Consider the following 25,033-nt stretch of genomic DNA (forward strand, 5'->3'; position numbering starts at 1 on the left):
ATGCAGTGCATCCTGGTTTTTGTCCGGAGAACCTGATTTATGTTTACGCATGGATTGATAAGCCTCATCGTCGATTAAGTCTTTCTTCCACTTGTACAGAACCGGAACGCTGACGCCTATATTTTGTGCAACTTTAAGAGCCGTTCCGCGCCGGTTGCATAGTGCGCGAACAGCCTGGGTTCTTTCGTCCGGACTGAAGCATTTGTTGGTATTCGAGCGAATAATCAGCGGACGTCGTCCCGGATAAATCTCTGTGACCCAGCGTTTAAGCACTTCGCTGCTGGGATATCCGATGGCGCGGCAAGTGAAAGCCAGGCATCCACCATGCGTAAGATAATGCTCAACAGCGGCGACTTTCTGCGCATGCGTGTAACGTTCCCTTGGCCTTAATTCTCTCGGTAAATCACCCTTCTCTTCATAAATACGGACCCAGCGGCCGAGCTGTTTTATGGACGGGTAACCTAATTCCCTGACTACTACGGACGCTTTTCTGCCATATCGATAATAGAGTTCAACAGCGCGAATCCGGTCCTCATAAGAATGCATAAATCATCTCCTGAAGGTCCAGGAAAACATCCGCACTCCCTTTGAGCTAAGCTGACATGGCCGCTTCGGGTGACCTGCTGAGGAACCTGATATGGCGGCTTCTGGTGCGGAGTTTTTTACGATGAACGAAGTTAACCGGCTTAAAGTCATTCAGGACGTTGTAGACCGGCGGCTGACAACACATCTCGCTGCTGAACGTCTCGGCATTTCCGACAGACAGTGTCGTCGTCTGCTCCAGCGCAGTTGACCAGGGGGCGATCGTTGACAACAAGCGGCTCGGCCACGCGCTAGCCGTGGCTAAGCTGATGCAGGACAAGCGTGATAATACGCGCTCGCAGGCGCTTCCCGCTGGAACTGGGCCAAGTCGCAGGAGTGCGAAGAAAGATCCAACTAAAAAACGGCAACGTGCGGTCAATGAGGATGATTTACTGGAGGCGATGATTGATTTACAGGCACGAAGTCAGGAGATATTTGGTAATTAATCCGGCATTGAGCAGATATCAGGAATATTTGAGGGATAAACAACGTCGCCTGTATTTCGGAGTTCATTAAGATCCCACCAGTGATAATTATTAATGACTGATTTTTCATTTTCTGTCCATCCGCTGGTACTGATATCTTCATCACCTATTTTAATTAAATAAAATCGCTCATGTGCCAGAACCACCTCACCGCTGGGCAGAGTCATTTCAAAGGTTCTCTCCGTTAACGACTGGCCTACATCATTAACATAAATGCCTGTTTCTTCTCTAAGTTCCCGAATGGCTGCCTGCTCAAAAGTCTCTTCTGATTCCACGCCTCCACCGGGAGTTGCCCAGTATACTTTACCTGCCAGCGCATCCTTCTCATGCCTGAACCTGAATAATAAGACCTGATTGAGGGAGTTCATAATAAGCAAACGCGCAGAATCACGGGTACGCAATGGATAATTCCTTTTTCATTTCCAATGCAGGTCAGCATAGCTGATTTTGAGGATAAAAATAAAACAGAGCCTAAGTTAAATTATATGTTATTACAGAATATTGGACATCTCAGCTTTGCCTGAGCCCGGTCATCTCTGCTTAGCTTTAACATGAACGTCCATTTTGACTTGTTGCCAGATACTGACGCTGCTACGTGAATATTACACCAGTACCGGCTCCGCGTTTATCGCAGATTAGCTGTAGCAGCGCCATGCTAATTTCAGCAATTAATTACTGCGTGCGCCACATGAGAAATGCGCCATAGGCACCAATCTTAGTTGAGTATTCTTGCGGAGCGCCATCCGCGATGACTTCGAGCACTTTACGCCCTGTTATCTCCGTTGAGTAACATGTGTCGCTGAAGCCAAGGTAATGCGTGCCGTTATCTACATATGCTGTGACATATTGATTTTGTTTCAGCATTGCGACCATCTTACCGTCGACTTCGATCATAAACTGGCAAGAACTGAGAATGCTCTCCCTAAACTGCTTCATCCTCAAAACTTTGATTTTGGTTTGTTTCATACTCGGATTGGGCGTGACAGCTTGATCGTTAATTATTGAAGTTGTCGGTCCGTAAGGTCTTGCACAACCGACTAAAGCAAAAACAGCTAATGTAAGCATTGCCTTTTTCATTATGTTCTCCATGAATAATGCGGCTTTCGCAGCCAATAAATGTTCGTTATCGGCATCAATGGCATTCTCATTAGATTTCAAACACCCATATTCGAAATAATCGCACCGCCTCGGAAAGTTTAGAAATCAGCAAGCCAGTTAACTGATATTCCGATTAAGCATAACGATATAATGAATTTTTCTTTACAAGGCTATTGCGGCACTCTTTGTTGCATACAGGAGGAGAATCGCATGGCTGACATTTCAATTTCTCACTATCACCACGATGTAAAACGTTACATTCCTGGCGTATTGCTTACCGCCGCTATTGCCTTCGCGACCGCGTGGCTGGGCAATCAGCCCGCCATGATGGGGCTGGGTTTAGGGGCGCTGACGTTGGCCATCATCGCGGGTATCGTGATTGGCAACACGCTCTATCCGGGGATTCAGCAGCACTGCGATGAAGGCGTGCAGTTCGCCAAGCAGAAGTTGCTGCGCCTCGGCATCATCCTTTACGGTTTCCGCCTGACCTTTCAGCAGGTAATGGATGTCGGCCTCAGCGGGGTGATCATCGATGTGATTATACTGAGCAGCACCTTTGCCCTCGCCTGCGTTTTAGGCGCGCGGTTGCTGAAGCTTGATCGTCAAACCGCGTGGCTGATTGGCGCAGGCAGCAGCATTTGCGGTGCTGCCGCTGTGCTGGCGACTGCGCCGGTGGTTAAAGCGGAATCGTCAAAAGTGTCCGTTGCCGTAGCCACCGTGGTGATCTTCGGTACGCTCGGCATCTTTTTGTATCCGATTATTTGGCATGAACTGGCTCCGCTGTTGCCTGGCGTTTCGCTAACTGAGTTTGGTGTTTATACCGGCTCAACCATGCACGAAGTGGCGCAAGTGGTGGCGGCAGGTCACGCCGTCAGTCCAGAAACCGAAAGTGCCGCGGTAATTGCGAAGATGCTGCGCGTGATGATGCTGGCCCCGTTTTTGTTGCTGCTCAGCATGATGATTAGCCGTCGCAGCAATACATCAGGCAGCGCCAAACAAGCCATCGTTTTCCCGTGGTTTGCGCTGTGGTTCATTGTGGTGGCGATTTTTAACTCGTTCCACTGGTTGCCTGCGCCTAGCGTTGCCGCCATCAACCTTTTCGACAATGTGATTCTGGCGATGGCAATGGCGGCGTTGGGATTGAGCACTCGCATCAGCCAACTGACCAGTACCGGCGTGCGCCCATTCTTGCTGGGGTTAATATTGTTCGTGTGGTTAATTGTTGGTGGCGCAGCCGTGAATTTAGCGGTGAACCATCTATTCAACTAAGCCAGTGTTAACGCGCCTGCCGATATCCCGCAACTGCGAGTATTTTTCCAGCAGTTGCGGGCCATCGTCGAGGCTCATCGCAAACATCCACATGTAAGTCATCACCGAATAAATATGACCGGCATCGGAAACCCCGTACCAGGACATAGTGAGAATCGTCATCGCGAACAGCAATGCCGCAACCGTTCCGATGATCAGATATCCCGCTGCTTCGCGGTCGGAAAGCCCAATGCGCAGGCGCGCCAACACGCCATAATGCTTGGTGAGTGAAAACGGCGATGCGCTGCTGACAAACGCCACCTCTTTTTCCAGCCGATCGTTGAGACGTCGGAACAGCGCTTCGTTCTTGCGCATAAAACCGGGCAAGAAAATGCCAAATGCGATCAAAATTCCCACGCAAGCCATGCCGGTCCAAAACTCGATGATCAATAGCATCACTGCCGCGCCGGTAATTGAAGCCACCGACGTGATCAGCAGCGGCAGATGTTGCTCGAAGAAATCGACAAACTCACGTGAAAGCGCCACGCGTGCGGCGACGGTGGAATGGCTGTGATTCTCTTTACGCTGCGCGACGATCACCGGCACCGCCAATTCTGCATAAATGCGCGCAAAGGTGCGCGTATCCACACTGCGGCGTGCTGCGCCAATCACCCACATCACGAATACCATTACTGCATATAAAACGGCGTGCAGCGCCTGGCCAGACATAATGGCATTGATGGCAAAGCCGGCCAGCAGCGGATAAAGCAGATAAGTCAGGTTCTCGGCGATGACCAGCATAAACGTCAGCGCGAGTTTTTTTCTGTGGCGATATCCCAGCTGTTTCAGCGTGATTAAAGCGGAACGTGGCGGTATTGCCACGTCAATATTTGAAGTTTCCATTATCTTTTGTTCTGTTAAAATTGGATTTTGAGCGGTTGCTCAAACTCGGCGAGTGTATTTGAGCACTTGCTCAAAGTCAACGCGAGAGAATGGATGAAAGAATCAAAAGAGATATTACGAGCAAAGATCCTCGACGCGGCCATCGTGCTGTTTATCGAGAAAGGCATTGATAAAACCAGCACGCGCGATCTCACCGAACACGTCGGCATTTCGCGCAGCCATATCTATCACTACTTCAGTGATTGGCAGGCGCTGTGCATTGAGGCGCTGGATCGCTTTATCCATGGTGAACTGGAAGAGTTTGAGGATCAGACGAAATTGCTCTCTTCGCGCGAGCAACTCAATGCGTTGATCGTCAGCTTTTTACCGGAAGCCGCTGACGCATCATGGCAATTGTATGGTTCGCTGTGGCAACAGGCGGCACATGATGAGGCTTACGCGGATTTAGCCGTGTTAGTTACACAGAAATGGATTGCCGTGATTGCAGGAATCATTGAACAAGGTATTGAAAACGGCGCGTTTAAGGAAACAGATACCGCACGCGCCGCGCGTCAATTGGGGGCGATGTTGAACGGTTATGCCGATCTGCTAATCATTCGTTCATCGCCAAAAGAGTGCCAAATCGCGTTGGCGGACATTGAACATTTCGTCAGTTTGATTTTGTAAATCGCCCATGCACGCAGGTGCGCATGAATGCGCACCCTACGAAGACATCTCTGGTCAACCGTAGGGTCGCCATTTTTGGCGACCGAATGTCCAGAATTACAACTGATCACCATTGCTGGCAATCACCTGCTTATACCAGTCGAAACTCTTCTTCTTACTGCGCGCAAAGTTGCCGGTTTCATCATCATTGCGATCGACATAAATGAAGCCATAACGTTTGCTGTATTGTCCGGTGCCAAACGACACGCAATCCAGACATCCCCACGGCGTGAAGCCCATCAAATCGACACCATCTTCCAGCACCGCTTTCTTCATCTGCGCAATGTGCTCGCTTAAATAGCGGATGCGATAGTCATCATTGATCTCACCGTTGGCTTCCACCTTATCCACTGCGCCAAAACCGTTTTCAACAATGAACAACGGTTTCTGGTAGCGTTCATACAACGCATTGAGCGTATAGCGCAGCCCAACCGGATCGATCTGCCAACCCCAATCCGACGCCTGCACGTGCGGGTTTTTACGACTGCCAGGGAAAGCTTCCAACGCGGTTCCTGCGGTTTGCGTCGCCGTGGCGTATTCCACCGCGTTACTCATGTAGTAGCTAAAGCCGAGGTAATCGGTGCAACCTTCGCGCAGAATTTGCTCATCGCCTGGCTGCATTTCGATATTGAATCCACGGCGTTGCCACTCTTTTTTGATGTAGGACGGATACGCGCCGCGCATGTGCACATCACCGAACAGATAGCGTTCCTGCATGGCTTTTTGCGCATACATCACATCATCCGGATGGCATGACCACGGATAGAGCGGCACCATCGCCAGCATGCAGCCGATTTTGAAGTCGGGATTGATTTGGTGTCCCAGCTTCACCACTCGCGCACTGGCAACAAATTGGTGATGCAGCACCTGATACATCACCTCTTCCGGCTTCTCATGATCGGTAAAGATCACCCCGGAATTGCTGTAGCCGTAAAGTGGTTTTCGCCAGTTACGCTGGTTATTGATCTCGTTGAAAGTCATCCAGTATTTAACTTTGTGTTTGTAGCGTTTCAGCACCACTTCGCTGTAGCGCACAAACAGATCGATCAACTCACGATTGAGCCAGCCGCCATACTGCTTCACCAGATGCAGTGGCATTTCAAAGTGCGACAGCGTAATTACCGGTTCGATGCCGTGTTTGAGCAACTCATCAAACATATCATCGTAAAACTTCAAGCCTGCTTCGTTGGGCGTCAGTTCATCACCTTTCGGGAAGATACGCGTCCACGCAATCGAAGTACGGAAGCATTTAAAACCCATCTCGGCAAACAGCGCGATGTCGTCTTTATAATGGTGATAAAAGTCGGTGGCTTGATGATTCGGATAATGTTTGCCGGGAATGATGCCATCGGTGATTTCACGATCAACGCCATGCGCGCCGCCGGTCAGCACATCAACAATGCTTGGCCCCTTGCCACCTTCGCTCCAGCCGCCTTCAACCTGATGCGCTGCAACCGCGCCGCCCCATAAAAAATCTGCTGGTAATTTGTCAGACATAATCTTTCCTTTTACCTCAATTAAACGTTTCTCTTGGCGTTATTGGCCATGACTTTTACGCAGTTCCTGCACTTCACGATGCAGGTAAATCAGTTCTTCCACTAAGTCACGGCACAACATGGCGTTCATTAAATGATCTTGTGCATGTACCAGGATGAGATTGACCGGCACTTTGCCGCAGCCTTCATCGGCACCAATCAACTGTGTCTGGATTTTGTGCGCTTCACGTGCTGCGCGTTGCGCGTCTTGCAACAACGCATCGGCGGCGGCCCAATCCTGCTTTCTCGCTTCCTGTAGCGCCTGCATTGCTGCTGAGCGTGCTTCACCGGCGTGGATGATCAGTTCCATCACCGTGGTTTCCATCTCCAGAACCTCACTCATTACTTCATCTCCTCAGCCAGGGATTCTTGCGCCATTTCCGCTTCCTGCTGCAAAAGCTGGCGCTCGTACATTTTGAAAAACGGGTAGTAAATTAAGGTCGATAGCCCAATCAGGAAGGCCACCAGCACCACCGCGCGCCAATCCCAACCGGTTGACCAGGCTGCACCAATCGGGCCAGGCGTGGTCCACGGTGCCAGCGAAATCACATGGTTAACCAGGTTGGTGCGCGTCGCCGTCCAGGCGATGACCGCGTTAATCAATGGCGTAGTGATGAAAGGAATGAACAACAGCGGGTTCATCACCACCGGAGAACCAAAAATGATCGGTTCATTGATGTTGAACATGCTGGGAACCATGCCGAGACGACCAATCGAACGCAGATGCGCCGAACGACTGCGCAGGTACAAAATCACCAAACCCATGGTCGCGCCGGAACCGCCGACGGTGATAAAGAACTGCCAGAACGGTTCAATAAAGATCTTAGGGATCGTTTCACCGGCGGTTAATGCTTCCTGATTCAGCCCAAGGTTGCTCAGCCAAAACGCTTGCAGAATGCCACCGACAATCGCCGCGCCATGAATGCCGGCAAACCACAGCAGATGACAGAGCAATACCGCAATCAGCACCGCAGGCAGTGAATCGGCGGCTGAGATGATCGGCGCGAACACCGACATAATTGCTTGCGGAATGAGCATGCCAAAGTGGCTCTGCATGAACAGATTGAGTGGATAAAGCGTCAGAAAGATCACCAGGATCGGAATCAACAAGTCGAACGACTGGCGAATTTTCGGCGGTACTTGCTCCGGCAGCTTGAAACCGATGTTGTATTTCACCAGCAGGTGCATCACTTCGGTACAGTACAAACTGATCAAAATGGCGGTGAAAATGCCCTCGCCGCCCAGTGAAGAGACCGCAAGCGCGCCATCCTTTTGCGGCGCCGCAACCACCAGAAACGTCATCAATGACAGCAACGCAGCCATCAAGCCATTGAGCTTGTAACTTTGCGCCAGGTTATAAGCGATGGCCGCGGTAATAAATACCGCCATGATGCCCATCGTCATGTTGTACGGCATCATCAACTGATCGTTGTATTTGTTAACGATGCCCAACCACCACTGTGCAAATCCCCATTGGCTGGTTGCACTAAAGGGGGGATGCGAGAACAACAGCATAAAAGAGCCGACAATTAAGAATGGCATTGAAGCAATAAAACCATCCTTAATCGCGGCCACATGACGTTGCGATGATAATCGAGCCGCAATCGGACTTATTTTATTCTCGATCACCCCAAATAATGAATCAGCCAATGTACTCATTATGACTCCTTGTGTGATTCAATTAAGGCCAGCGCGGCCTTAAGAATTTTGTCACCATTGAGCATGCCGTAATCCATGGTATTAATAACGGTTACGGGCTTGTTGTATTCGGTTGCCTGTTTTTGGAAATCAGCCAGCTTGTATTTAATTTGTGGGCCAAGCAGGCAGCAGTCATATTCCGCTATTTTTTCATTAAACTCTTCCATGCCAACCGCATCAATACGTGCCTCAAGACCTTGCTGCGACGCGGCTTTTTGCATTTTTTGCACCACCATGCTGGTGGACATTCCTGCCGAACAACACAATAAAATTTTAACCATGACATCCTCCTTTTTTTGAATTCTTGCGCGTCATGGGATTCTCTGCAACCGGTTACAGATTCATTTTATCTCTTTTGTGATCCACAACTCATCTGTGAGGATTTCATATTTAACCCTTAAAATTAAAATAATCTGCAACCGGTTTCATATTATTCTGTTAGTGATGCCTTTAATTTTTATAAGGATAGCGTTAAGCCGCAATTGGAGGATTCGTTATCATGAGAATTCGGCCTACTTCTTTTGGCATGATTATTAGTTACAATGTGCCCGGAGACTTAAAAGGAAACAGAATGATTACTATGCTAGATGTGGCGAAGCGTGCCGGCGTGTCAAAAGCCACGGTTTCGCGCGTGTTGGCTGGCCACAGTTATGTGTCGAAGACCGCACGTGACAAGGTGATGAGCGCGATCGATGAGATGGGATATCGACCTAATCTGGTTGCCCGTAATCTGGCAACCAATCGTTCGCACAGCATAGGTTTAATGGTGCCGAATACATTGTATAAAGGCCCCTACTTCAGTGAGTTGATGTTCCAGGTAGCGACATTAACTGAGCAACTCGGCTCGCAGTTAATGCTGGCGGACGGCAAACACAACGCGCAGCAGGAGCGCGATGCCATTCATTTCCTGATAGACAGTCGTTGTGATGCGGTGATCATCTATCCACGCTATTTGAGCGTGGATGAAATCGACGCTCTGATTCCAACGCTCAGTAAGCCGCTGATTATCCTCAATCGCCAGTTAAAAAAATTCCCGCAATATTCGGTGTGTGTCGATCATGAAAAAGACACCTTTGATGCGGTGAATTATCTCATCCAGCAAGGACATCGCGATATCGCGTTTATTAAAGGTATGGACGGATCGCATACCGGCATTAGCCGCTTAAAAGGATTTCGCGCCGCATTGGCACACCATAATATCGTGCAGGCTGAATCGTTAATATTGGATGGCAGTTGGACCAGCGAAAGCGGCAGTGAAGCGGCGAAGTTATTATTGGCGCGTAAAGTCCCCTTCTCAGCCATTGTTGCCAGCAATGACGATATGGCGATTGGCGCGGCTTCTGCGCTGCATCAAGCGGGAAAACGCTTGCCGGAAGAAGTTTCCCTGCTGAGTTTTGATGATATTCCCATCGCATCTTATTTCATCCCCGCTTTAACGTCGGTGCATGTGCCGATGGCTGAAATGGTATCCAGCGCATTAATGCAGTTATCACAGATGTTAGAAGGTAATGACGTCACGCCGCTGCCGTTAATTTGCGGTGAGTTAAAGATTAGACACTCGATAACGCAAGGGCCGCATATTAATGATTAATAAATCACCGTCGCCTTCCCTTATTGATGATGCCATGCTTCAAGCGCTGATCTGCGGCTGGGCGAAATCGCGCGGCGGCAATGATGTCAGCATCACGCATCAATCAGGATGTAGCCACTGCGTGTTTAAATTGCCGATTGGTGTACGCTCGCGCGATCGTGAATCTTTTTACTGGCATGACGTGAATGATATTGCGTCGGTGCGCAAGTTTCACAAAGGCAAACATCACTATCTCAGTATTCTCAGCACAGATGCGTTGCCAGAGCCGCAGTTAACCCAAGCGGGCTATCACTTTTGCCTGCAGGAATTGCTGATGTATCGCGCAATTGGAACAGAATCATACACCACGACGAACCCGGTGCAGCGCGTGCAAACGGCGGAAGAGGCGGAATGGTATAGAGGCTTTAACGTTATTCGCGCTGAGCATCTCACCGACGCAAGGATGTATGATTTTTATACCCGCCATCATGCGCAGATGTCATCCTACGCTCGCGCTATTCATCAGGATGATTGGTTTATTGTTGATGATGTCCTGACCTATCCCGATTACCGCCGAAAAGGATTGGCATCGGCGCTGTTACAAACAATTGCCGCCGCCGCACAACGCGCCGGTGCTAAAAGCATGATTCTGATCGCCAGCCAAACCGGCATTCCGCTGTATGAACGAGAAAAATTTAGCGCCGTCGTCCCGCTTCGGGTTTATAACGCCTTTCGCTGATCGATTCATTTAAATCCATTTTTTTGTGGCTTAAGTCCATAAATTGGACTTAACACCCAAAATAATGGTGTTAACCCTCTCACACCTTTTTTCATTTAACTCTATAATATTGGGTATTAACCTCACTTTAGTGCGATAAGCCCCAATATGATGGATTTAACCCTCAGTAAGCCGGATGAAATCGTCAAATTACTGTGCAGCCGATTGCGCAAGGAGCGTCTTGCGCAGCAAATGACGCAAGCCGAAGTAGCCGCCAGAGCCGGAATTGGGGTGAATACGGTTTCGAATCTGGAATCGGGTCGCAATGTCGGCTTTGAAAACCTGGTCAAAGTGGCGATGGTGCTAGGCCGAATCAACGAGCTGAAAGCGCTGTTTGCCCCTAAAGTAGATAGCCTGGATGATCTGCTGCGTTATGAAGAAAGCGCCACTCGCCAGCGGGTTAAAAAGGGAAATCATCATGGTGAATAAAGTCGATGTCTGGTACGAAGGCTGGGGGGAGCGACTGCACTGGGGAACACTGGTTTCGTCCACTGCGCTGACTGGACGCCCGGTGATCATGTTCGAATACAGCGATGCGGCGATTCGTCGTGGGCTGGAGCTTTCCGCCTTAGCTTTACCGTTGCAAGGCCCACGTTTGCGCAGAGACTTCCCCGCTCATCAACTCGGCCTGCCCGGCCCGGTTTATGATGCGCTACCCGACGGCTGGGGAATGTTATTGATGGATCGCCTGTTCCGCCAACGCGGACTCAACGCCGCGCGCATCGGACCCTTAGAACGCTTAACCTACATTGGCGACAATGCGATGGGTGCGATGTCGTTTGAACCTTCTCAACCCGATGCAAGTGAAGCTTCAGAGGAGATTGCATTAGCCCAACTCGCCGCAGAAGTTCAGGAAGTGCTCGACGGCGAAGGTGGCGAATTTTTGCAAAGGTTGTTGCAGATGGGCGGCTCACCGCAAGGTGCCAGGCCAAAAGCGCTGCTCTATCGCGATACCGACAGCGGCGTTTTCAGCACGCTGGCTTCGGCCGAGCGAGAAGCATGGCTGATTAAATTTCCCGCGCGCCATGAACATCCCGAAATGTGTGCCATTGAAGCGGCTTACGCGCAGTGCCTGCGTGAGTGCGAGATAGCAACGCCCGACACCGCGTATTTTGCCCTGCCGAACGGACAAGCGGCCTTTGCATCGCGTCGATTTGACCGGCACAACGGCATGCGCGTGCCGATGCAAAGTCTCGCGGCCTATACCGGTGCCAACTATCAAACGCCAGGTGCATTGGATTACACCAATTTTCTGCGCGCCACGCAGCACTGCACCAATGATGTCCGCGAGAAAGTTCGCGCCTTTGAACGGGTGGTATTTAACATTGTTTTTAATAATCGCGACGACCATCCGAAAAACTTTGCCTGGATAATGTCGGCAAATGGACAGTGGCAACTCGCCCCTGCGTATGACGTCACTTTTTGTGAGGGCCCCGGTGGTTATCACCAGATGGATGTAATGGGCGAGGCTTTAGATATTAAGCGCAAACACATCATGGTGTTGGCGCAACAAGAAGCCAATCTCACCGCCGCCCAAGCCGGTGAAACTGTCGATAAATATTGCTCGGTTGCAGCTGATTTTGCCACCAAAGCAGCCGATAGCTTTCCCGATCAAATCACCTCTCAGACGCTGCGGCTGGTGCAAATGCGAATCGACGAGAATATAAAACACCTTGCACGATAAAGGTGAAAACACCTTTGTTTACAGTTGTTAACGCCTGGATTTATGTGCATCGCTACAATGAGTTCTGGTTACTAATAAGGAACGACTCCAGTGCGTAAATTTTCATTTATCGTTTTAACGGCAGGTTTGTTGTTGTCAGTCACTTCACAAGTTGAAGCTAAAGGCTGCATTAAGGGTGCGGTTGTCGGCGGAGTCGCCGGTCACCTGGCGCATCACGGCGTTGCTGGTGCAGCGGCGGGTTGTGCGGTTGGACATCATATGGCGAACAAGAAGCAGAAAGAAGAAGACAGCAAAAAGCAACAGTAACCACATTCCAGTGAGTTGCCAGGTCACCATAAATGGCGACCCTACGGTGCAGAGGTCAGGTTTTGTAGGGTCGCCATTTATGGTGACCGCTATTCAACCGGGTACACCAACCCCGCATGCAACTCCTTCACCGAACAACATCCCAGCTGTGCCAGCGTACGATCAATCTCCTGAATCATCGTCGCTAGCGTACGTTCAACCTGCGCTTCGCCGCCGCACGCTACCGCATACAATAACGGACGTCCCAACAACACCGCATTGGCTCCCAGCGCCAGCGCCTTCACCACATCGGTGCCGCGCCGGAAACCGCTATCAATCAGCAAGGTGAAATCCTCGCCCACCGCCTGGCGCGCCGCGGTCAGCATCAACATCGGGCTGATGCTGCCATCCAATTGCCGCCCGCCATGATTGGATAACACCACGCCATCCGCACCCAGCTGTTGCGCCAACAGCGTGTCTTCCACCGTCATAATCCCTTTGATATACAGCGGGCCGTGCCACTGTTGGCGAATCCACGCCAGCGTTTGCCAGTTCAGTGTTTGATCCATCTGGCTGGCGAAATAGGCGGCCGCGCCCATGCCTTTTTGATACTCCGCGGGCAGATACGGCGTTAAATTGCCAAAGCCCGGCATGCCGTGAGGAATCAAGGTGCGGCGCAGCCAAGCGGGATGGCAGGCAATGTTGGCCATGGCTTTCAGCGACAGTTTCATTGGGCGGCGATACTGGCGTTTATCGCGTTCGCGGTTACCGAAATGCACCGCATCCACTGACACCACCAACGCTTCGCAGCCGGCTTTTTTCGCACGTTCGATCAGGTTCAGCGTCACATCGCGATCTTTCAACACATACAGCTGAAACCAGCGCGGCCCTTTTCCTACCGCAGCCAATTGCTCAATCGAGGCAGTCGAAACGGTGCTTTGAATATGGCCGATGCCGTGTTTAGCGGCGGCCCGCGCCAGCATCTGATCGGCTTGATAACGCAACATGCCGTTGTAACCGGTGGGCGCCACCAACAGCGGCGCGCTTAACGCGCTCATGCCGAGTGTGCAGCGTAGATCGCGCTGACTGCTGTCTTTCAGCACCGGAGGCGCAAACTGCCAGCGATCAAACACCGCCATGTTGTGCGCCAGGGTTTTCTCATCGTCCGCGCCACCCTCCACGTAGCTGAAGGCAAAAGCAGGCAGCACCCGCTGAGCACGTTGGCGTAAATCATGCCAATTCAACATCATTCGGCCGGTTCTCCATAAGCCGCATAGCTGCGCTGGATAGCAATCTGATCGGCGATGTATTTGGCATCATGCCAAACGCCCCAGATAAAGGTCGAGCCGCGACGTGATTGCCACGGCAAGCCGAGGAAATAGATGCCATTTTCTTTCGCCACGCCGCGAGAATGCACTGGGCGCTGCTGTTCATCAAAGCAATCCACCTCCAGCCAGCGGTAATCGGTGGCGTAGCCGGTCGCCCAAATGATGGTGCGAATGCCCTGCTCAGCCAGATTGAGTGAAAGCGTCGGATTGAGCAGGCAATCCGGATCGGCCATAAACTCGCGCGCCGCCGGTTCAGGCGGCAAATCCGCGCCGTTGGCATCAATCCACGCATCCGCCGCATCCAGCACTGATAGATAGTTTTCATCACCGAGGCGCACATTGTTTTGCAAATCATCGGCGAAAAAGGCGTTAACGCCGTCAAACTCACGTGCTACGCCGGTAAGATGAATGCCCTGAAACGCCAGGCGACGAAAATCAATGGTTTCTCCGCCGCGCGCGCCACTCACCGCAATCGTCACGTGCTCTTTGTGCGCTTCTTTGGTCACCGCATCCCACAAACCTAACACGCCGAGNAATGCCCTGAAACGCCAGGCGACGAAAATCAATGGTTTCTCCGCCGCGCGCGCCACTCACCGCAATCGTCACGTGCTCTTTGTGCGCTTCTTTGGTCACCGCATCCCACAAACCTAACACGCCGAGCCACCAACAATAATCGCGGCCGCGATAGGCGCGTGGCGGGCGATCGTGCGCGCCCACCGACAACCACACCTCACGTCCGGCACGCTGCAATTCATCGGCGATTTGTACGCCAGATGAACCGGCTCCAACCACCAACACGCCGCCTTCTGGTAACTGTTGCGGGTTGCGATAGTGCGCCGAATGCAGTTGATGGATGCTCTCGGTGGTGGGCGCAATCGCCGGAATGACTGGCCGATGAAATGGCCCAGATGCCGCCACTACGCGTTGCGCCTGAATAATGCCGTCACTGGTTGCTACCGTATATCCAGCGCGACCAATGTTACGTGTGACTTTATTTACCGTGACGCCAGTACGAATCGGCGCATTAAATTGTTGGGCATATTTTTCGAAATAATCCGCCACACCCTCTTTATGAATAAAGCTATCGGGATGCGCATCAAAATGCCTATTCGGAAAACGGTCGTGCCACGCTGGACCATTCGCCACCAATGAATCCCAGCGCCCGCTGCGCCACGCTTCAGCAATACGATTTTTTTCCAGCACCAGATGCGGGATATTTAACGCCGTAAGATGTTCACTCATGGCGATGCCCGCCTGCCCCGCGCCGACCACTAACGTATCGATTTCAGTTATTACCTCTGACATTGTCCCATCCTCAAAAAATGCGGCATCACGCTTCGCGCGGGTTATTCAGCGCGAAGGTCATTAATCAACGTGTTTTTAGAGCGAGTGATATTGGCGATTAAAATAGAGCAGATTGCTGCCGGTCTGATTATCAATAATATCCAGCACTTCGCAGAACAACACATCGTGGCTGCCAACGTGCGTGCTATTAACGATGCGACAATCCAGTGACATCGCCGCGCCCGCTAATGCCGGTGCTAAACCCTCACGTTCGATCCAGTCGATCTTACTGAAGCGATCGGCCATCGCGGTTTTGCCGCCGAACACCGCAGAAATCGCCTGCTGCCCGGCGCTCAACGTATTGATGCACACATGCCCATTTTCCACCGTGGTTTGCCACGCGGAGGATGCGCGATTCAGACATACCAACACCGTGGGCGGTGAATCGGTTACGCTGCACACTGCCGATGCGGCAAATCCGGCTTTGCCGTGCGGGCCATCGGTGGTAACGATGTGTACCGCCGCCGCCAGTTGCGCCATCGCATTTCGGAACAGTTGCTGCGCACTCAACGCTTCAACGTCCAGCATCACGCTCTCACTCGGCATAATCGGGTTCCTCACGATCAAGAATGCGCTTCATCTCATCAAAATGAGCGATGGAGAAATCACGGATGCCTTCCCAATCGCGCGCGGTTTTTTCCGCCACTTCCGCCGACAACACTTTCAGCGGCTGCTGCGTAGCGTAAGCCTGAACCAAAATCTGGCAGGCGCGTTCCAGCGTGTACATGTCATCAAAGGCTTCGCCGATAGTTTCAGATGTGACCATGACGCCGTGATTGCCCATCATCAAACGCGATTTATCGCCCATCATCGCCACCAAACGCGCACCTTCATCTTCGGTATCGGCCATGCCGCCGAAATCGCTGTCCACGGCCACGCGGTTGAAGTAGCGCGCGGTGTTTTGTTCAATCGGCACGATGGTCGGATCGGCCAAGGTTGACAGCGTGGTGGCATAAATCGGATGCAGATGCATCGCCACACGAATGTGCGGCGCACGGCGATGCAGCTGACCGTGAATCGCCCACGCGGTGGGATCGACCGCGCCGCCTTCAATGCTGCTGGCGTCGTCGGCATCCAGCAAAATCAGATCTCTGGCGCGGATGGTGGAGAAATGCTGCCATTTGCGGTTCATCAGGAAGCGACGGCCATCGGCGGATACCGCCGCACTGAAGTGATTCGCTACCGCTTCATGCATGCCGAGGCGAGCAAACATGCGAAATGACGCGGCCAAATCGATACGAATCTGTTTTTCACTCATCACAATCACCTTAATTAGAGACGCGCTTGGTGCGCGGTTTCACGGCTTGCATCGCGGCAAACAACACCACGACCACCAGCAACACCATGGTGGACGCCGCCGCCAGCGTTGGGCTGACTTGCAGCAGGATGTCGTCCCACATCTGTTTCGGAATGGTGGTTTTCATGCCGCCGCCCATAAACAGCGCCACGGTTAACTCCTCAAATGAGGTCAGGAAACCGATGACAAATGCCGCGGCTAAGCCACCTTTGATCGACGGCAACGTCACGCGCCACAGCACCTGCAATTTGTTGGCACCGAGCGTGGCAGCCGCATGATCGAGCCGCCAGTCATGGCCCTGGAATGTGGTCAGCAGGATGACAAACACCATTGGCAGCGCAATCACCACATGCCCAATGGCAATGCCGGTATTGGTCGCCACCAGGCCGAGCTGGGCGGCGAAATAGAACAGTGCGATGGCAATCACAATCGACGGGATCATCATCGGCAGCAGGAACAGGAAGAACAACCAGCCGCGCGCCCTGCTGTTTGAGCGCACCACGCTGAGTGCTGCCAGCGTACCGAGCACGCAGGTGATCAGCCCGACCACGATGCCAATGCCGAAGGATCGCAGCGTCGCGCCAACCCACAATGGCGAGTTAAACCACACGTCAAACCACTTCAGGCTGAAGCCCTGCGGCGGAAAAGTGAGGAAACTGCCGCTGGTGAAGGACATCGGAATCACCGCCAACACCGGGAACAGCAGCACGAAAATGGCGAGACAGGCGTAAATCCCCAGCAAATTCACATGCAGTATGCGGCCTAACGATGCGTCATAGCTCCTGACGATCAGCGATGAGATCCTCGCGATAGCCTTCACCAGCGCTAATCCCATCTGGCGCAACACGCGACCGTGCGAGGAACGCGATGGTTGGCTTTCACCGGCCAGCGACGACAAGCCAAAAATCAGGTTATACACCGCGCAACTGATCAAGGCCGCCAGCACCAGCACCACCGCCAGCGCGCTGCCAAGCTGCCAGTTTTGCAGCTCGTTAATCTGCATGATGATCATCTGGCCGAGCATCATTTCACGCGGGCTACCGAGGAAAGTGGGCGTAATAAAGAAACCGAGGCTGCTGATAAACACCAGCAATCCGGCTGCCGCCACGCCGCGCATCGATTGGGTGAAATAGACGCGCCAGAACGCCTGCGCGCGGTCAGCACCCAAGGTAGCCGCTGCCAGCGTTAAGCGGCGATCCAGCTGATTCATCACCGGCAACATGGTGACTACCGCCAGCGGCAGCAGCGTGTGCACCATGGCGAAAATCACAATGTCGCGATTGAACAGGAAATGCAGGCTGGAGAAACCCAGCGCCTGCATGATGTTTTCCGCAAAACCGTTGCGTCCCAACAGAATCAGCCAGGTGAAGTTTTTTACCAACGTGCTGCTCCAGAATGACAGCAGCACCAGCAGCGACACCACTTGCTGCGTGCGTTTCGACAATCCCGCCAGCCAGTACGCCAGCGGATAACCGAGCAGCAAGCACCACGCGGTCGTCCAGAAGGCGATATTGAAGGTGTTGAGCAACACGCGGTTATACACGCCAGTGCCAAAAAAGCGCGCAAACGCGGCAAACGACAGCTGGCCGCTGCGATCAAACAGGCTCAGGCTGAAGATACGCAGCGACGGCCAGATCAGAAACAGCAGCAGAAATAACACGCCGGGCAGCGCCAGCCATAACGCACCGAAGCGCGGCCATTGCAGCGTTCTGCGTTCTTTTTTACTGATTTCAATCAGGCTGGTCACGGGTTTCATCCTCCCAACTTAACGGCTATGACGGTTAGCCGGACGCGCTAACCCCAGATGCTCACGCAAGGTGCTGCCACTGTAGGCTTTGCGGTACACGCCGCGACGTTGCAGCTCCGGCACCACGTGAGTGATGAAATCGGCGAGATCGTCTGGTACCACATGGAAACTCATCATGAAGCCATCGGCCGCATCGCTTTCCATCCACTCCATCATGTGATCGGCGATGGTTTGTGGCGTGCCGCACAGCGTGACTTTGCCGCGCTCATAAGCCGCATACAGCTGGCGCAGCGTCAGTTTTTGCTCGCGAATCATCTCGGCGATCATGTTGAAGTAGGATTGGTGGAAATTAGCTTTCGCCGGGATCATCGAGATCGGCACCGGTTCATCCAGCGGCAAACCGCTGAGGTCAGTTTCCAGATCGGCACTCAAACGCATAATGCCGACGTCAGGATGGATCAGGCGCTGAATTTCCTGATATTTATCTTCCGCTTCCGCCTGGCTTTCGCCGATCATCACCGACAAGCCGGCGAGGATTTTCAAATCATCTGGCGTGCGGCCAAACTTCGGCAGGCGGCTTTTTAAATCGGCATAAAACTTCTTGCCTGCCGCTAAGGTGGGATCGGAAGCAAACACCACTTCGGCGGTTTCTGCGGCGAAGTTTTTGCCGGTTTCGGATGAACCGGCCTGGATGATCACCGGACGTCCTTGTGGCGTGCGGCGAATGTTCAGACCACCAAACAGCTTGAAGTATTTCCCTTCATGGTCGGTGACATGGTATTTGGCCGGATCGTAATAGGTCACCGATTCGCGATCGTAAATAAACGCGTCGTCTTCCCAGGTATCCCACAGGCTTTCGACCACTTTGTAGAATTCATGCGCGCGAACGTAGCGCTCGTCGTGCGGCGGCAGTTTGTCGAGGCCGTAATTCCGCGCGGCGTAATCGTTGGCCGAAGTCACAATGTTCCAACCGGCGCGGCCATGCGAGATATGGTCGAGCGAGGCAAATAAGCGCGCAATGTTGTACGGCTCATAGAAACTGGTTGATGCAGTCGCGCCGAGGCCAATGCGATTGGTGGCACCGGCAATCGCCGACAGCAACGTCACCGGTTCGAAACGGTTGTTGTATTCCGGGTTGCGGCTGTGCACATGCAAATTATCGGTACGTGTGGCCGGCGTATCGGCGATAAAGAACAGGTCAAACAAGCCTTTTTCCGCCAGTTGCGCGACAGAACGGTAATGATCGATATCGGTGGCGGCATCCAGAGGCGCGCTGCTTTTCAGCCAGCAGGCCGGATGATCGCCCTGCGGCTGGGCCAACAGGCCCAGATGAATTTGTCGGTTACTCATGCAATTCTCCAGCGAGTGATAACGGGATTAGCCTTCAAGCAGCCATTCCTGGAAACGTTCGTTAACGGCGTCATAGTTTTTCGACCACCAACCTTCATCACGGCGTTGCAGCCCTTCGAGGTTTTTCGGATAGGTGGTGAGCAGTTCGGCTTTGCTCTGCTCCATCATCTTCAGGGCGTTGTTGTTGCTGGGGCCGTTACTGGTCATCGCCGAGTACACCGCCTGACGCTCTGGCTGCATGCAGAAACGCACAAACTGCTGCGCTTCTTTCAGCTTCGGTGTGCCAGCAACAATCGACCAACCATCCACGCTGTAAGTGCCTGACCAATCAATCTTCACTGGCGCGCCAGACTTAATCGCCGCAATCGCACGCGCGTTCCAGGTATCGGACATATCCACTTCGCCGCTTTGCAGCAGTTGAGTGTTTTGCGCGCCGTTCGACCACCAGACGTTGACCGATTTGCGGATCTTGTCCATCGACTTCATGGCGCGTTCGATATCCAGCGGATAGAGATCTTTCGGCGCAACACCATCAGCCAGCAACGCCATTTCCAGCGTGCCGCTTGGCGAGCGATACAGCGCGCGGCGGCCAGGGAATTTCTCGGTATCCCAGTAATCCGCCCAACCGGTTGGTGCACCGTTTTTAAACTTGTCGGTGCGATACGCCATCACCGTTCCCCACACCGAGAAACCAAACCAGTTGTTGGTAATCATGCCTGGCAGCACATCGCTGTTTTCCGCCATATCCAGCGGCGCGACGTAGTTTTTGTCTTGCGTCAGACGCTGTACGTTGTCTGGCGTTACCATCGCCAAATCCCAGATATGCGAACCGGCATCCACCGCCACTTTGAATTGCGTTACCGGATCGGATTCATGCGCCACGTTAGTGATTCGGATGCCGGTTTCTTTCTCGAACGGATCGTAAAACGCCGCACGCAGCGCAGGTGCAATCGCGCCGCCGTTGTCGGCGACAATCAGCGTGTTATCGGCGGAGAAGGCGCGTGGGATCCACAACGACGGGGCAGACAATGCCGCACCGGTCACGGCGACGGTTTTAATAAAGTCTCGCCGACTGGCTGGTTTCTTAAACATGACTCATGACTCCCTATGCAATTGATAATAAAGACAGGATCAAGCGAAACGTGCGTTTAGCCGCTAATCAGGCGCGCATGTGCGGTGTGCCATTTAAGGGAAACGCGCTCCCCTAACTGACGCGTTTTCTGTCCGGCACTTTGCCGGGCGGTAAGCAATGCGCCGCTGGCGAGTTTGATCAGCAAACGGGTTTCGGAACCGACATAAATCGACTCAACCACTTCGCCATGCAGATAACCGCCTGACGCGTCGGCCAGCTCGATATATTCCGGGCGGATCACCATGGTGGCCTGTTGCTGATTTTGCGCGGCGGATAAACCGGTCGGTAATGGCATCACGCCATCGGCATTGGTGAACTCACCGCTGGCGCTGACCACGCCGGAAATCATGTTGGAGATACCAATAAAGTCGGCGACAAAGGCGCTGGCCGGACGCTCATAAATCTCTTCTGGTGTGCCGATTTGCTCAATGCGACCCGCATTCATCAGGCAGACGCGGTCGGACAGCGCCAGCGCCTCTTCCTGATCGTGGGTGACGAAGATGATGGTGGCGCCGGTTTCGCGGTGGATGCGCTTGATCTCGACCTGCATGCTTTCACGCAATTTGCGGTCAAGCGCGGAGAGTGATTCATCCATCAGAATCAGCGACGGTTGATAAACCAGGCAACGCGCCAGCGCCACACGTTGCTGCTGGCCGCCAGAGAGTTCACGCGGGAAACGGTGACCAAAATGTGCCAGACCAACCATTTCCAACGCATGAGTTACACGCTTCAGGCTCTCGGCACGCGAGATGCGGCGCATTTGCAGCGGGAATGCCACGTTCTCTTGCACCGTCATTTGCGGAAACAGCGCGTAGTTCTGGAACACCACGCCGATATCCCGTTGATGGGTTGGCGCGTGGGTTTTATTGACGCCATCAATATAAAGCTCGCCGCCAGTCGGTTCCGCCAGGCCACAAATCAGCTGCAACAGCGTGGTTTTGCCGGAGCCAGACGGGCCTAAAAGCGTCAGTAATTCGCCGCTGCGCACCTCAAGATCGACCGGATGCAACGCGGTGGTGGCACCGTAATTTTTGGTTAAACCTGCGCTGCGCATTTTTATTTCCGGCACAACCGCAGAAGAATGCATTTCATCCTGATGAGCGAAATAAGACATGTTGCACTCCCGATGCAGGTGATTGGACTGAACGTCTCTTTTATTATTTAACGCGAGCGTTAATAGCGATGTTGAATAATTATTACGGATCTGGACATCCGTTTTTGTGTGAATTCACTATGCATACAGCAACGAATTTCGTGCAACCAGTTATTATGTTGCCAGCTGATTTAAAAAAACTATGCTTAGTAAAATCCATTAATTACATATGGATAGAATGAAGTCTTGCGTTAAAAGTGCGACATATAAAAATATTATTACCTCAATAACGGATATTAACGTGCAATATCTCACGCATTAAAATGGCGCATTTTAAGCGCCATAATGATGCAAAGGGATTATTTGCGTGCAGAGTGATTAATTACAGGGAAATATTAATATCCCTGTTCACGATTATAAAGTAATGGCAGCGGCAATCCGGCGCGATCGGCATTAATCACCGCAATCGCATGTTGCGCTTTAGCCTGGCTGGAAATCAGAGACGCGACATGACTGGTGACGATCACGCGCGGATGCTGCCACAGCGGATGATCGGGCGGTAACGGTTCCTGCACAAACACATCAAGCACCGCCGCCTCTACTTGCCCGCTGTCCAGCGCGCCTAACAGCGCATCGCTATCGAGCTGTGGGCCGCGCCCGGCATTGATCACTCCTGCACCGCGCGGCAGTTGGCTCAACACCTCATGGTTAATCAGGCCGCGTGTTTCGCGGGTATCCGGCAGCAAATTAACCAAAATATCGCTACTGTGCAGAAACGCGTTGAGTTGCTGTGCGCCACTAAAACCATGAACGCCCGCCACGCGCTTATCACGCCGCGACCAGCCGTTGACCCTAAAGCCATTCGCCAGCAAACGTTGCGCTACCACTGCGCCGAGGTTACCCAAACCCAGAATGCCAACGCGCGTTTCGCTGGCCAGGCGTCCGGTCAGATGATTGGCCCATTGTCGCTGGCGCTGCGCTTCGATGATTTGTGGAATTTGGCGCAACAGCATATAAGCCGCCATGGTGACGTAATCCGCCATGCGCGCCGAGGTTTCATGCGTCACCATACGTGTAACCGGGATATGCGGCGGAATCAGCGGATCGCCAGTGATGTGATCAACGCCTGCCCCTTCGCTGATAATCACCCGCAAATTCGGGAAGCGCGCCAACCTGCCCGGTTCCGGTTTCCACACCAGCGCATACTGTACCGACTCGGGTTCAACCATGTGATCATCCCACAAGGCCACGTGCAAATCGGGCAACGCGCGCCCAAAAAAATCGCGCCACTGTGGCAATTCATCCGGCGAAACAAAGTTAACCAATAAGGTTTTTGCCGCGCTATTCATCGCCGGGCACGCCGTAGCTGGGCGCTTCACGCGGATCGAGTGCGCGCGTCACGTAGGCTTCCATTTGCGGTTCGTAGTCCAGCCACAATTGCGCCAGGATCTGCACCGGATCTTCCTCTGACCAATCGACGCGCAGGTCAACCAGCGGCCAGGCATAATCATCCACCACTTTTACTGCCGCAGAGTGTACCGGCCCTTGCTCGCCGCCCGCCGCCACGCCTGCTTGCAAGGCCGCCACTAAGCGCGAGGTTAATTCACCGGATGTGGCTTCAAAGGTCTTCACCATCGCCGCAATCACCGCGCGGTTGGCTAGCATATTGCCAGCGGCGACGCAGTTTTCCCCACTCACCACGTTCCATGTCCCCAGAGTTTGACTGCCGCTGAAATGGGCAGTTGCGCCTGTGGCATCAATCACCGTCACTTGGCGATAATCGCTGAAACGATCTTCCGCCAGAGCCAGCGCCAATGCTTGCTCGGCGGATTGTCCTTGCTCTAAATGCGTCAGCACCTGTTGGCCCAACAGCGGCAAGGTAATGTTCTGACTGGACACCGCACCCACACCGGCCAGCAACCACGGACAGCGCGCGCCGACAGCAATACTTGAAGAGCTGATTGCCACGCCAAGCTGGCCCGATTCCGGACAGCGGGCGGTAATCGAAAACGTCATAGATCCTCCTGGAAATAATTCTAAGAGAAAACGAATAAGTTAATTTGAGCCTATGCGATGCGTAATACGCTTTACAATATTTAAAAACGACACAAGCTATATAAAAAATATTAGTGTGTGCTCATGTCGTAGCGGCACAATTTATTGCGCGATAAATGATGCCGCTACTAAATGTGCGGCAATTGTCTTGGTGTAAAATCTAAGCCGGTCTTAATTCCACCGTTCGACAGTATTCCATAAACAGTTTAGCTGGCTGTGTTGGCTCATTGTTTTCCAGATAGGCCATTATTAAGGTTGAGGCTTCCATTTCGTCATCAATATCCAGTTGCACCACTTGTTCACCGTCATAAGTGAAATGGGTAAAGGGCCGCGTAACGAGTACAGAAAATCCTAATCCTTGCCCCACCATGCAACGCACCATTTCAATTGAGGGCGAACTGTACGCCACTTCAGGATGATAGCCTTTGGCTTTAAAAATGCTGATGAAATAGTTTTTGCTCGGTACCGCATCCAGCAAGATCATCGGCTCGCGGCTCAATTGCTGCAAGGTGACGCTGGTTTGCTGTGCCAACGGATGACGCGCGGGCAGTAACGCATAAGGTTTATGTGGCGCGTTGAGTTTCTCTTTATAGATCGAGTTATCCAGCTCCAAATCGTAGAGAAAGGCCAAATCGAAGCGGCCGCGATGCAGCCCATGCATGATTTCATGCTGTTCACCGTCATACAGTTGCAGCGTGATATCGGGGTACAACTTCTTAAATCCGGCGATCAAACGCGGCATATACAGCGGGGCGGCAGATTCAAAGCAGCCGATGGCAATGGTGCCAGAGGTAATTTCATTGTCGGCACGCGAGTTTTGTTCGAATTCATGAGACAGCCGCAGCAACTCTTTGGCTTTATCATAAAAACGTCTGCCGCCCGGCGTTAACGACACGCCCTGCGCATGATGGCGCAGTAATAGTTGCTGCTCGAAGGTCTCTTCAAGATTTTTTATCGCGATAGAAATGGAAGGCTGGGCAATATGCAGTTGTCGCGAGGCTTCGGCAAAACTTTCAGTTTCCACCACGGTGACAAAATATTTAAGCTGCTTAAGGGTGAAACGGCTCATTGGCGACCCATTATTTATAATCACACTGTGAAAATATTTCCGCTGGA

General features: G+C 52.5%; 25 protein-coding genes and 4 pseudogenes. 9 read left to right on the top strand and 20 right to left on the bottom strand.

Annotated elements, in window-relative coordinates; translation table 11 throughout:
• The coding region (locus ACPUC7_RS23390) for a transposase (protein WP_494924745.1) at positions 1 to 546 on the bottom strand (546 nt) is incomplete at its 3' end.
• 91 nt (positions 547 to 637) lie between these two features.
• Here ACPUC7_RS23390 and ACPUC7_RS23395 point away from each other — a divergent pair.
• Positions 638 to 787: pseudogene (locus tag ACPUC7_RS23395) on the top strand (ISNCY family transposase); the annotation flags it as partial.
• A pseudogene (locus ACPUC7_RS23400) lies at positions 783 to 1,028 on the top strand (ISNCY family transposase); the annotation flags it as partial. The pseudogenes ACPUC7_RS23395 and ACPUC7_RS23400, both read left to right, overlap by 5 nt.
• Here ACPUC7_RS23400 and ACPUC7_RS23405 read toward each other — a convergent pair.
• Together ACPUC7_RS23405 and ACPUC7_RS23410 are read right to left on the bottom strand one after the other, a co-directional pair.
• Positions 1,025 to 1,468 (bottom strand): NUDIX hydrolase, encoded by a 444-nt coding sequence (locus ACPUC7_RS23405; RefSeq protein WP_494924746.1) that lies wholly within the window; start codon positions 1,466 to 1,468, stop codon positions 1,025 to 1,027. The pseudogene ACPUC7_RS23400 and the gene ACPUC7_RS23405 overlap by 4 nt on opposite strands.
• A gap of 271 nt (positions 1,469 to 1,739) precedes the next feature.
• Complete coding sequence (locus ACPUC7_RS23410; protein WP_494924747.1) at positions 1,740 to 2,144, bottom strand: hypothetical protein; 405 nt, start codon at positions 2,142 to 2,144, stop codon at positions 1,740 to 1,742.
• A gap of 231 nt (positions 2,145 to 2,375) precedes the next feature.
• Here ACPUC7_RS23410 and ACPUC7_RS23415 point away from each other — a divergent pair, with 231 nt between their 5' ends.
• On the top strand, positions 2,376 to 3,434 hold the full coding sequence (locus ACPUC7_RS23415; protein ID WP_494924748.1) for a YeiH family protein: 1,059 nt from the start codon (positions 2,376 to 2,378) through the stop codon (positions 3,432 to 3,434).
• On the opposite strand, the gene ACPUC7_RS23420 is transcribed toward ACPUC7_RS23415, so the two are convergent.
• Positions 3,423 to 4,316, bottom strand: coding sequence for an ABC transporter six-transmembrane domain-containing protein (locus ACPUC7_RS23420; protein ID WP_494924749.1), 894 nt, complete (start codon positions 4,314 to 4,316; stop codon positions 3,423 to 3,425). The two genes, ACPUC7_RS23415 and ACPUC7_RS23420, sit on opposite strands and share 12 nt — an antisense overlap.
• 93 nt (positions 4,317 to 4,409) lie before the next feature.
• Between ACPUC7_RS23420 and ACPUC7_RS23425 the strand changes: the two genes are divergently transcribed.
• Positions 4,410 to 4,982: a TetR/AcrR family transcriptional regulator gene (locus ACPUC7_RS23425; RefSeq protein ID WP_494924750.1), complete on the top strand. Its 573-nt coding sequence runs from the start codon at positions 4,410 to 4,412 to the stop codon at positions 4,980 to 4,982.
• Between the two features lie 96 nt (positions 4,983 to 5,078).
• Here the strand turns inward: ACPUC7_RS23425 and ACPUC7_RS23430 are convergent, their stop codons facing one another.
• Genes ACPUC7_RS23430 through ACPUC7_RS23445 form a run of 4 tightly spaced genes read right to left on the bottom strand, consistent with a single transcriptional unit; the run spans position 5,079 to position 8,535 of the window.
• Positions 5,079 to 6,518, bottom strand: coding sequence for a 6-phospho-beta-glucosidase (locus ACPUC7_RS23430; protein ID WP_494924751.1), 1,440 nt, complete (start codon positions 6,516 to 6,518; stop codon positions 5,079 to 5,081).
• A gap of 39 nt (positions 6,519 to 6,557) precedes the next feature.
• Complete coding sequence (locus ACPUC7_RS23435; protein ID WP_494924774.1) at positions 6,558 to 6,887, bottom strand: PTS lactose/cellobiose transporter subunit IIA; 330 nt, start codon at positions 6,885 to 6,887, stop codon at positions 6,558 to 6,560.
• 11 nt (positions 6,888 to 6,898) lie between these two features.
• Positions 6,899 to 8,215: a PTS sugar transporter subunit IIC gene (locus tag ACPUC7_RS23440; RefSeq protein WP_494924752.1), complete on the bottom strand. Its 1,317-nt coding sequence runs from the start codon at positions 8,213 to 8,215 to the stop codon at positions 6,899 to 6,901.
• The gene (locus ACPUC7_RS23445; protein WP_494924753.1) at positions 8,215 to 8,535 is read right to left on the bottom strand and encodes a PTS sugar transporter subunit IIB; all 321 of its coding nucleotides are present in this window, start codon (positions 8,533 to 8,535) and stop codon (positions 8,215 to 8,217) included. Before ACPUC7_RS23445 ends, ACPUC7_RS23440 begins: the two co-directional genes overlap by 1 nt.
• Positions 8,536 to 8,825: 290 nt before the next feature.
• Here ACPUC7_RS23445 and ACPUC7_RS23450 point away from each other — a divergent pair, with 290 nt between their 5' ends.
• From ACPUC7_RS23450 to ACPUC7_RS23470, 5 genes are all read left to right on the top strand, one after another.
• Positions 8,826 to 9,845 (top strand): LacI family DNA-binding transcriptional regulator, encoded by a 1,020-nt coding sequence (locus ACPUC7_RS23450; RefSeq protein ID WP_494924754.1) that lies wholly within the window; start codon positions 8,826 to 8,828, stop codon positions 9,843 to 9,845.
• Complete coding sequence (locus tag ACPUC7_RS23455) at positions 9,838 to 10,563, top strand: GNAT family N-acetyltransferase (RefSeq protein WP_494924755.1); 726 nt, start codon at positions 9,838 to 9,840, stop codon at positions 10,561 to 10,563. The genes ACPUC7_RS23450 and ACPUC7_RS23455 overlap by 8 nt, the downstream gene beginning before the upstream one ends.
• A gap of 150 nt (positions 10,564 to 10,713) precedes the next feature.
• A complete protein-coding gene (locus tag ACPUC7_RS23460) occupies positions 10,714 to 11,031 on the top strand; it encodes a helix-turn-helix domain-containing protein (protein ID WP_494924775.1) in 318 nt (105 codons plus the stop codon).
• Entirely contained in the window at positions 11,021 to 12,286 is a 1,266-nt protein-coding gene (locus ACPUC7_RS23465; protein WP_494924756.1) for a type II toxin-antitoxin system HipA family toxin, read from the top strand. Before ACPUC7_RS23460 ends, ACPUC7_RS23465 begins: the two co-directional genes overlap by 11 nt.
• A 90-nt stretch (positions 12,287 to 12,376) precedes the next feature.
• The gene (locus tag ACPUC7_RS23470; RefSeq protein ID WP_494924757.1) at positions 12,377 to 12,592 is read left to right on the top strand and encodes a hypothetical protein; all 216 of its coding nucleotides are present in this window, start codon (positions 12,377 to 12,379) and stop codon (positions 12,590 to 12,592) included.
• Positions 12,593 to 12,681: 89 nt separating this feature from the next.
• On the opposite strand, the gene ACPUC7_RS23475 is transcribed toward ACPUC7_RS23470, so the two are convergent.
• The 12 genes and pseudogenes from ACPUC7_RS23475 to ACPUC7_RS23530 all read right to left on the bottom strand — a co-directional run bounded on the left by ACPUC7_RS23475 (position 12,682) and on the right by ACPUC7_RS23530 (position 24,986).
• Complete coding sequence (locus tag ACPUC7_RS23475) at positions 12,682 to 13,821, bottom strand: alpha-hydroxy acid oxidase (protein WP_494924758.1); 1,140 nt, start codon at positions 13,819 to 13,821, stop codon at positions 12,682 to 12,684.
• Positions 13,818 to 14,432 (bottom strand): annotated as a pseudogene (locus tag ACPUC7_RS23480) (FAD-dependent oxidoreductase); the annotation flags it as partial. The pseudogene ACPUC7_RS23480 and the gene ACPUC7_RS23475, both read right to left, overlap by 4 nt.
• Positions 14,433 to 14,444: 12 nt before the next feature.
• Positions 14,445 to 15,204: pseudogene (locus ACPUC7_RS23485) on the bottom strand (flavin-containing monooxygenase); the annotation flags it as partial.
• Between the two features lie 75 nt (positions 15,205 to 15,279).
• On the bottom strand, positions 15,280 to 15,789 hold the full coding sequence (locus ACPUC7_RS23490) for a flavin reductase (protein WP_494924759.1): 510 nt from the start codon (positions 15,787 to 15,789) through the stop codon (positions 15,280 to 15,282).
• Positions 15,779 to 16,501, bottom strand: a complete 723-nt coding sequence (locus ACPUC7_RS23495; RefSeq protein WP_494924760.1) for a class II aldolase and adducin N-terminal domain-containing protein — start codon at positions 16,499 to 16,501, stop codon at positions 15,779 to 15,781. Before ACPUC7_RS23495 ends, ACPUC7_RS23490 begins: the two co-directional genes overlap by 11 nt.
• A 10-nt stretch (positions 16,502 to 16,511) precedes the next feature.
• Positions 16,512 to 18,287: an ABC transporter permease subunit gene (locus ACPUC7_RS23500; protein WP_494924761.1), complete on the bottom strand. Its 1,776-nt coding sequence runs from the start codon at positions 18,285 to 18,287 to the stop codon at positions 16,512 to 16,514.
• Between the two features lie 18 nt (positions 18,288 to 18,305).
• Positions 18,306 to 19,637 (bottom strand): LLM class flavin-dependent oxidoreductase, encoded by a 1,332-nt coding sequence (locus ACPUC7_RS23505; protein ID WP_494924762.1) that lies wholly within the window; start codon positions 19,635 to 19,637, stop codon positions 18,306 to 18,308.
• A gap of 27 nt (positions 19,638 to 19,664) precedes the next feature.
• Positions 19,665 to 20,729 carry an extracellular solute-binding protein gene (locus ACPUC7_RS23510; RefSeq protein WP_494924763.1) on the bottom strand — a complete coding sequence of 355 codons (1,065 nt, stop codon included), beginning with the start codon at positions 20,727 to 20,729 and terminating at the stop codon, positions 19,665 to 19,667.
• A 56-nt stretch (positions 20,730 to 20,785) separates the two neighbouring features.
• Entirely contained in the window at positions 20,786 to 21,883 is a 1,098-nt protein-coding gene (locus ACPUC7_RS23515; protein WP_494924764.1) for an ABC transporter ATP-binding protein, read from the bottom strand.
• A gap of 374 nt (positions 21,884 to 22,257) precedes the next feature.
• Positions 22,258 to 23,211, bottom strand: a complete 954-nt coding sequence (locus tag ACPUC7_RS23520) for a 2-hydroxyacid dehydrogenase (RefSeq protein ID WP_494924765.1) — start codon at positions 23,209 to 23,211, stop codon at positions 22,258 to 22,260.
• On the bottom strand, positions 23,204 to 23,878 hold the full coding sequence (locus tag ACPUC7_RS23525; protein ID WP_494924766.1) for a DUF1028 domain-containing protein: 675 nt from the start codon (positions 23,876 to 23,878) through the stop codon (positions 23,204 to 23,206). Before ACPUC7_RS23525 ends, ACPUC7_RS23520 begins: the two co-directional genes overlap by 8 nt.
• A 199-nt stretch (positions 23,879 to 24,077) precedes the next feature.
• The gene (locus ACPUC7_RS23530) at positions 24,078 to 24,986 is read right to left on the bottom strand and encodes a LysR family transcriptional regulator (protein ID WP_494924767.1); all 909 of its coding nucleotides are present in this window, start codon (positions 24,984 to 24,986) and stop codon (positions 24,078 to 24,080) included.
• Between the last annotated feature and the right edge of the window lie 47 nt (positions 24,987 to 25,033).

The sequence above is a fragment of the Pantoea sp. CFCC18179 genome, assembly GCF_059412405.1.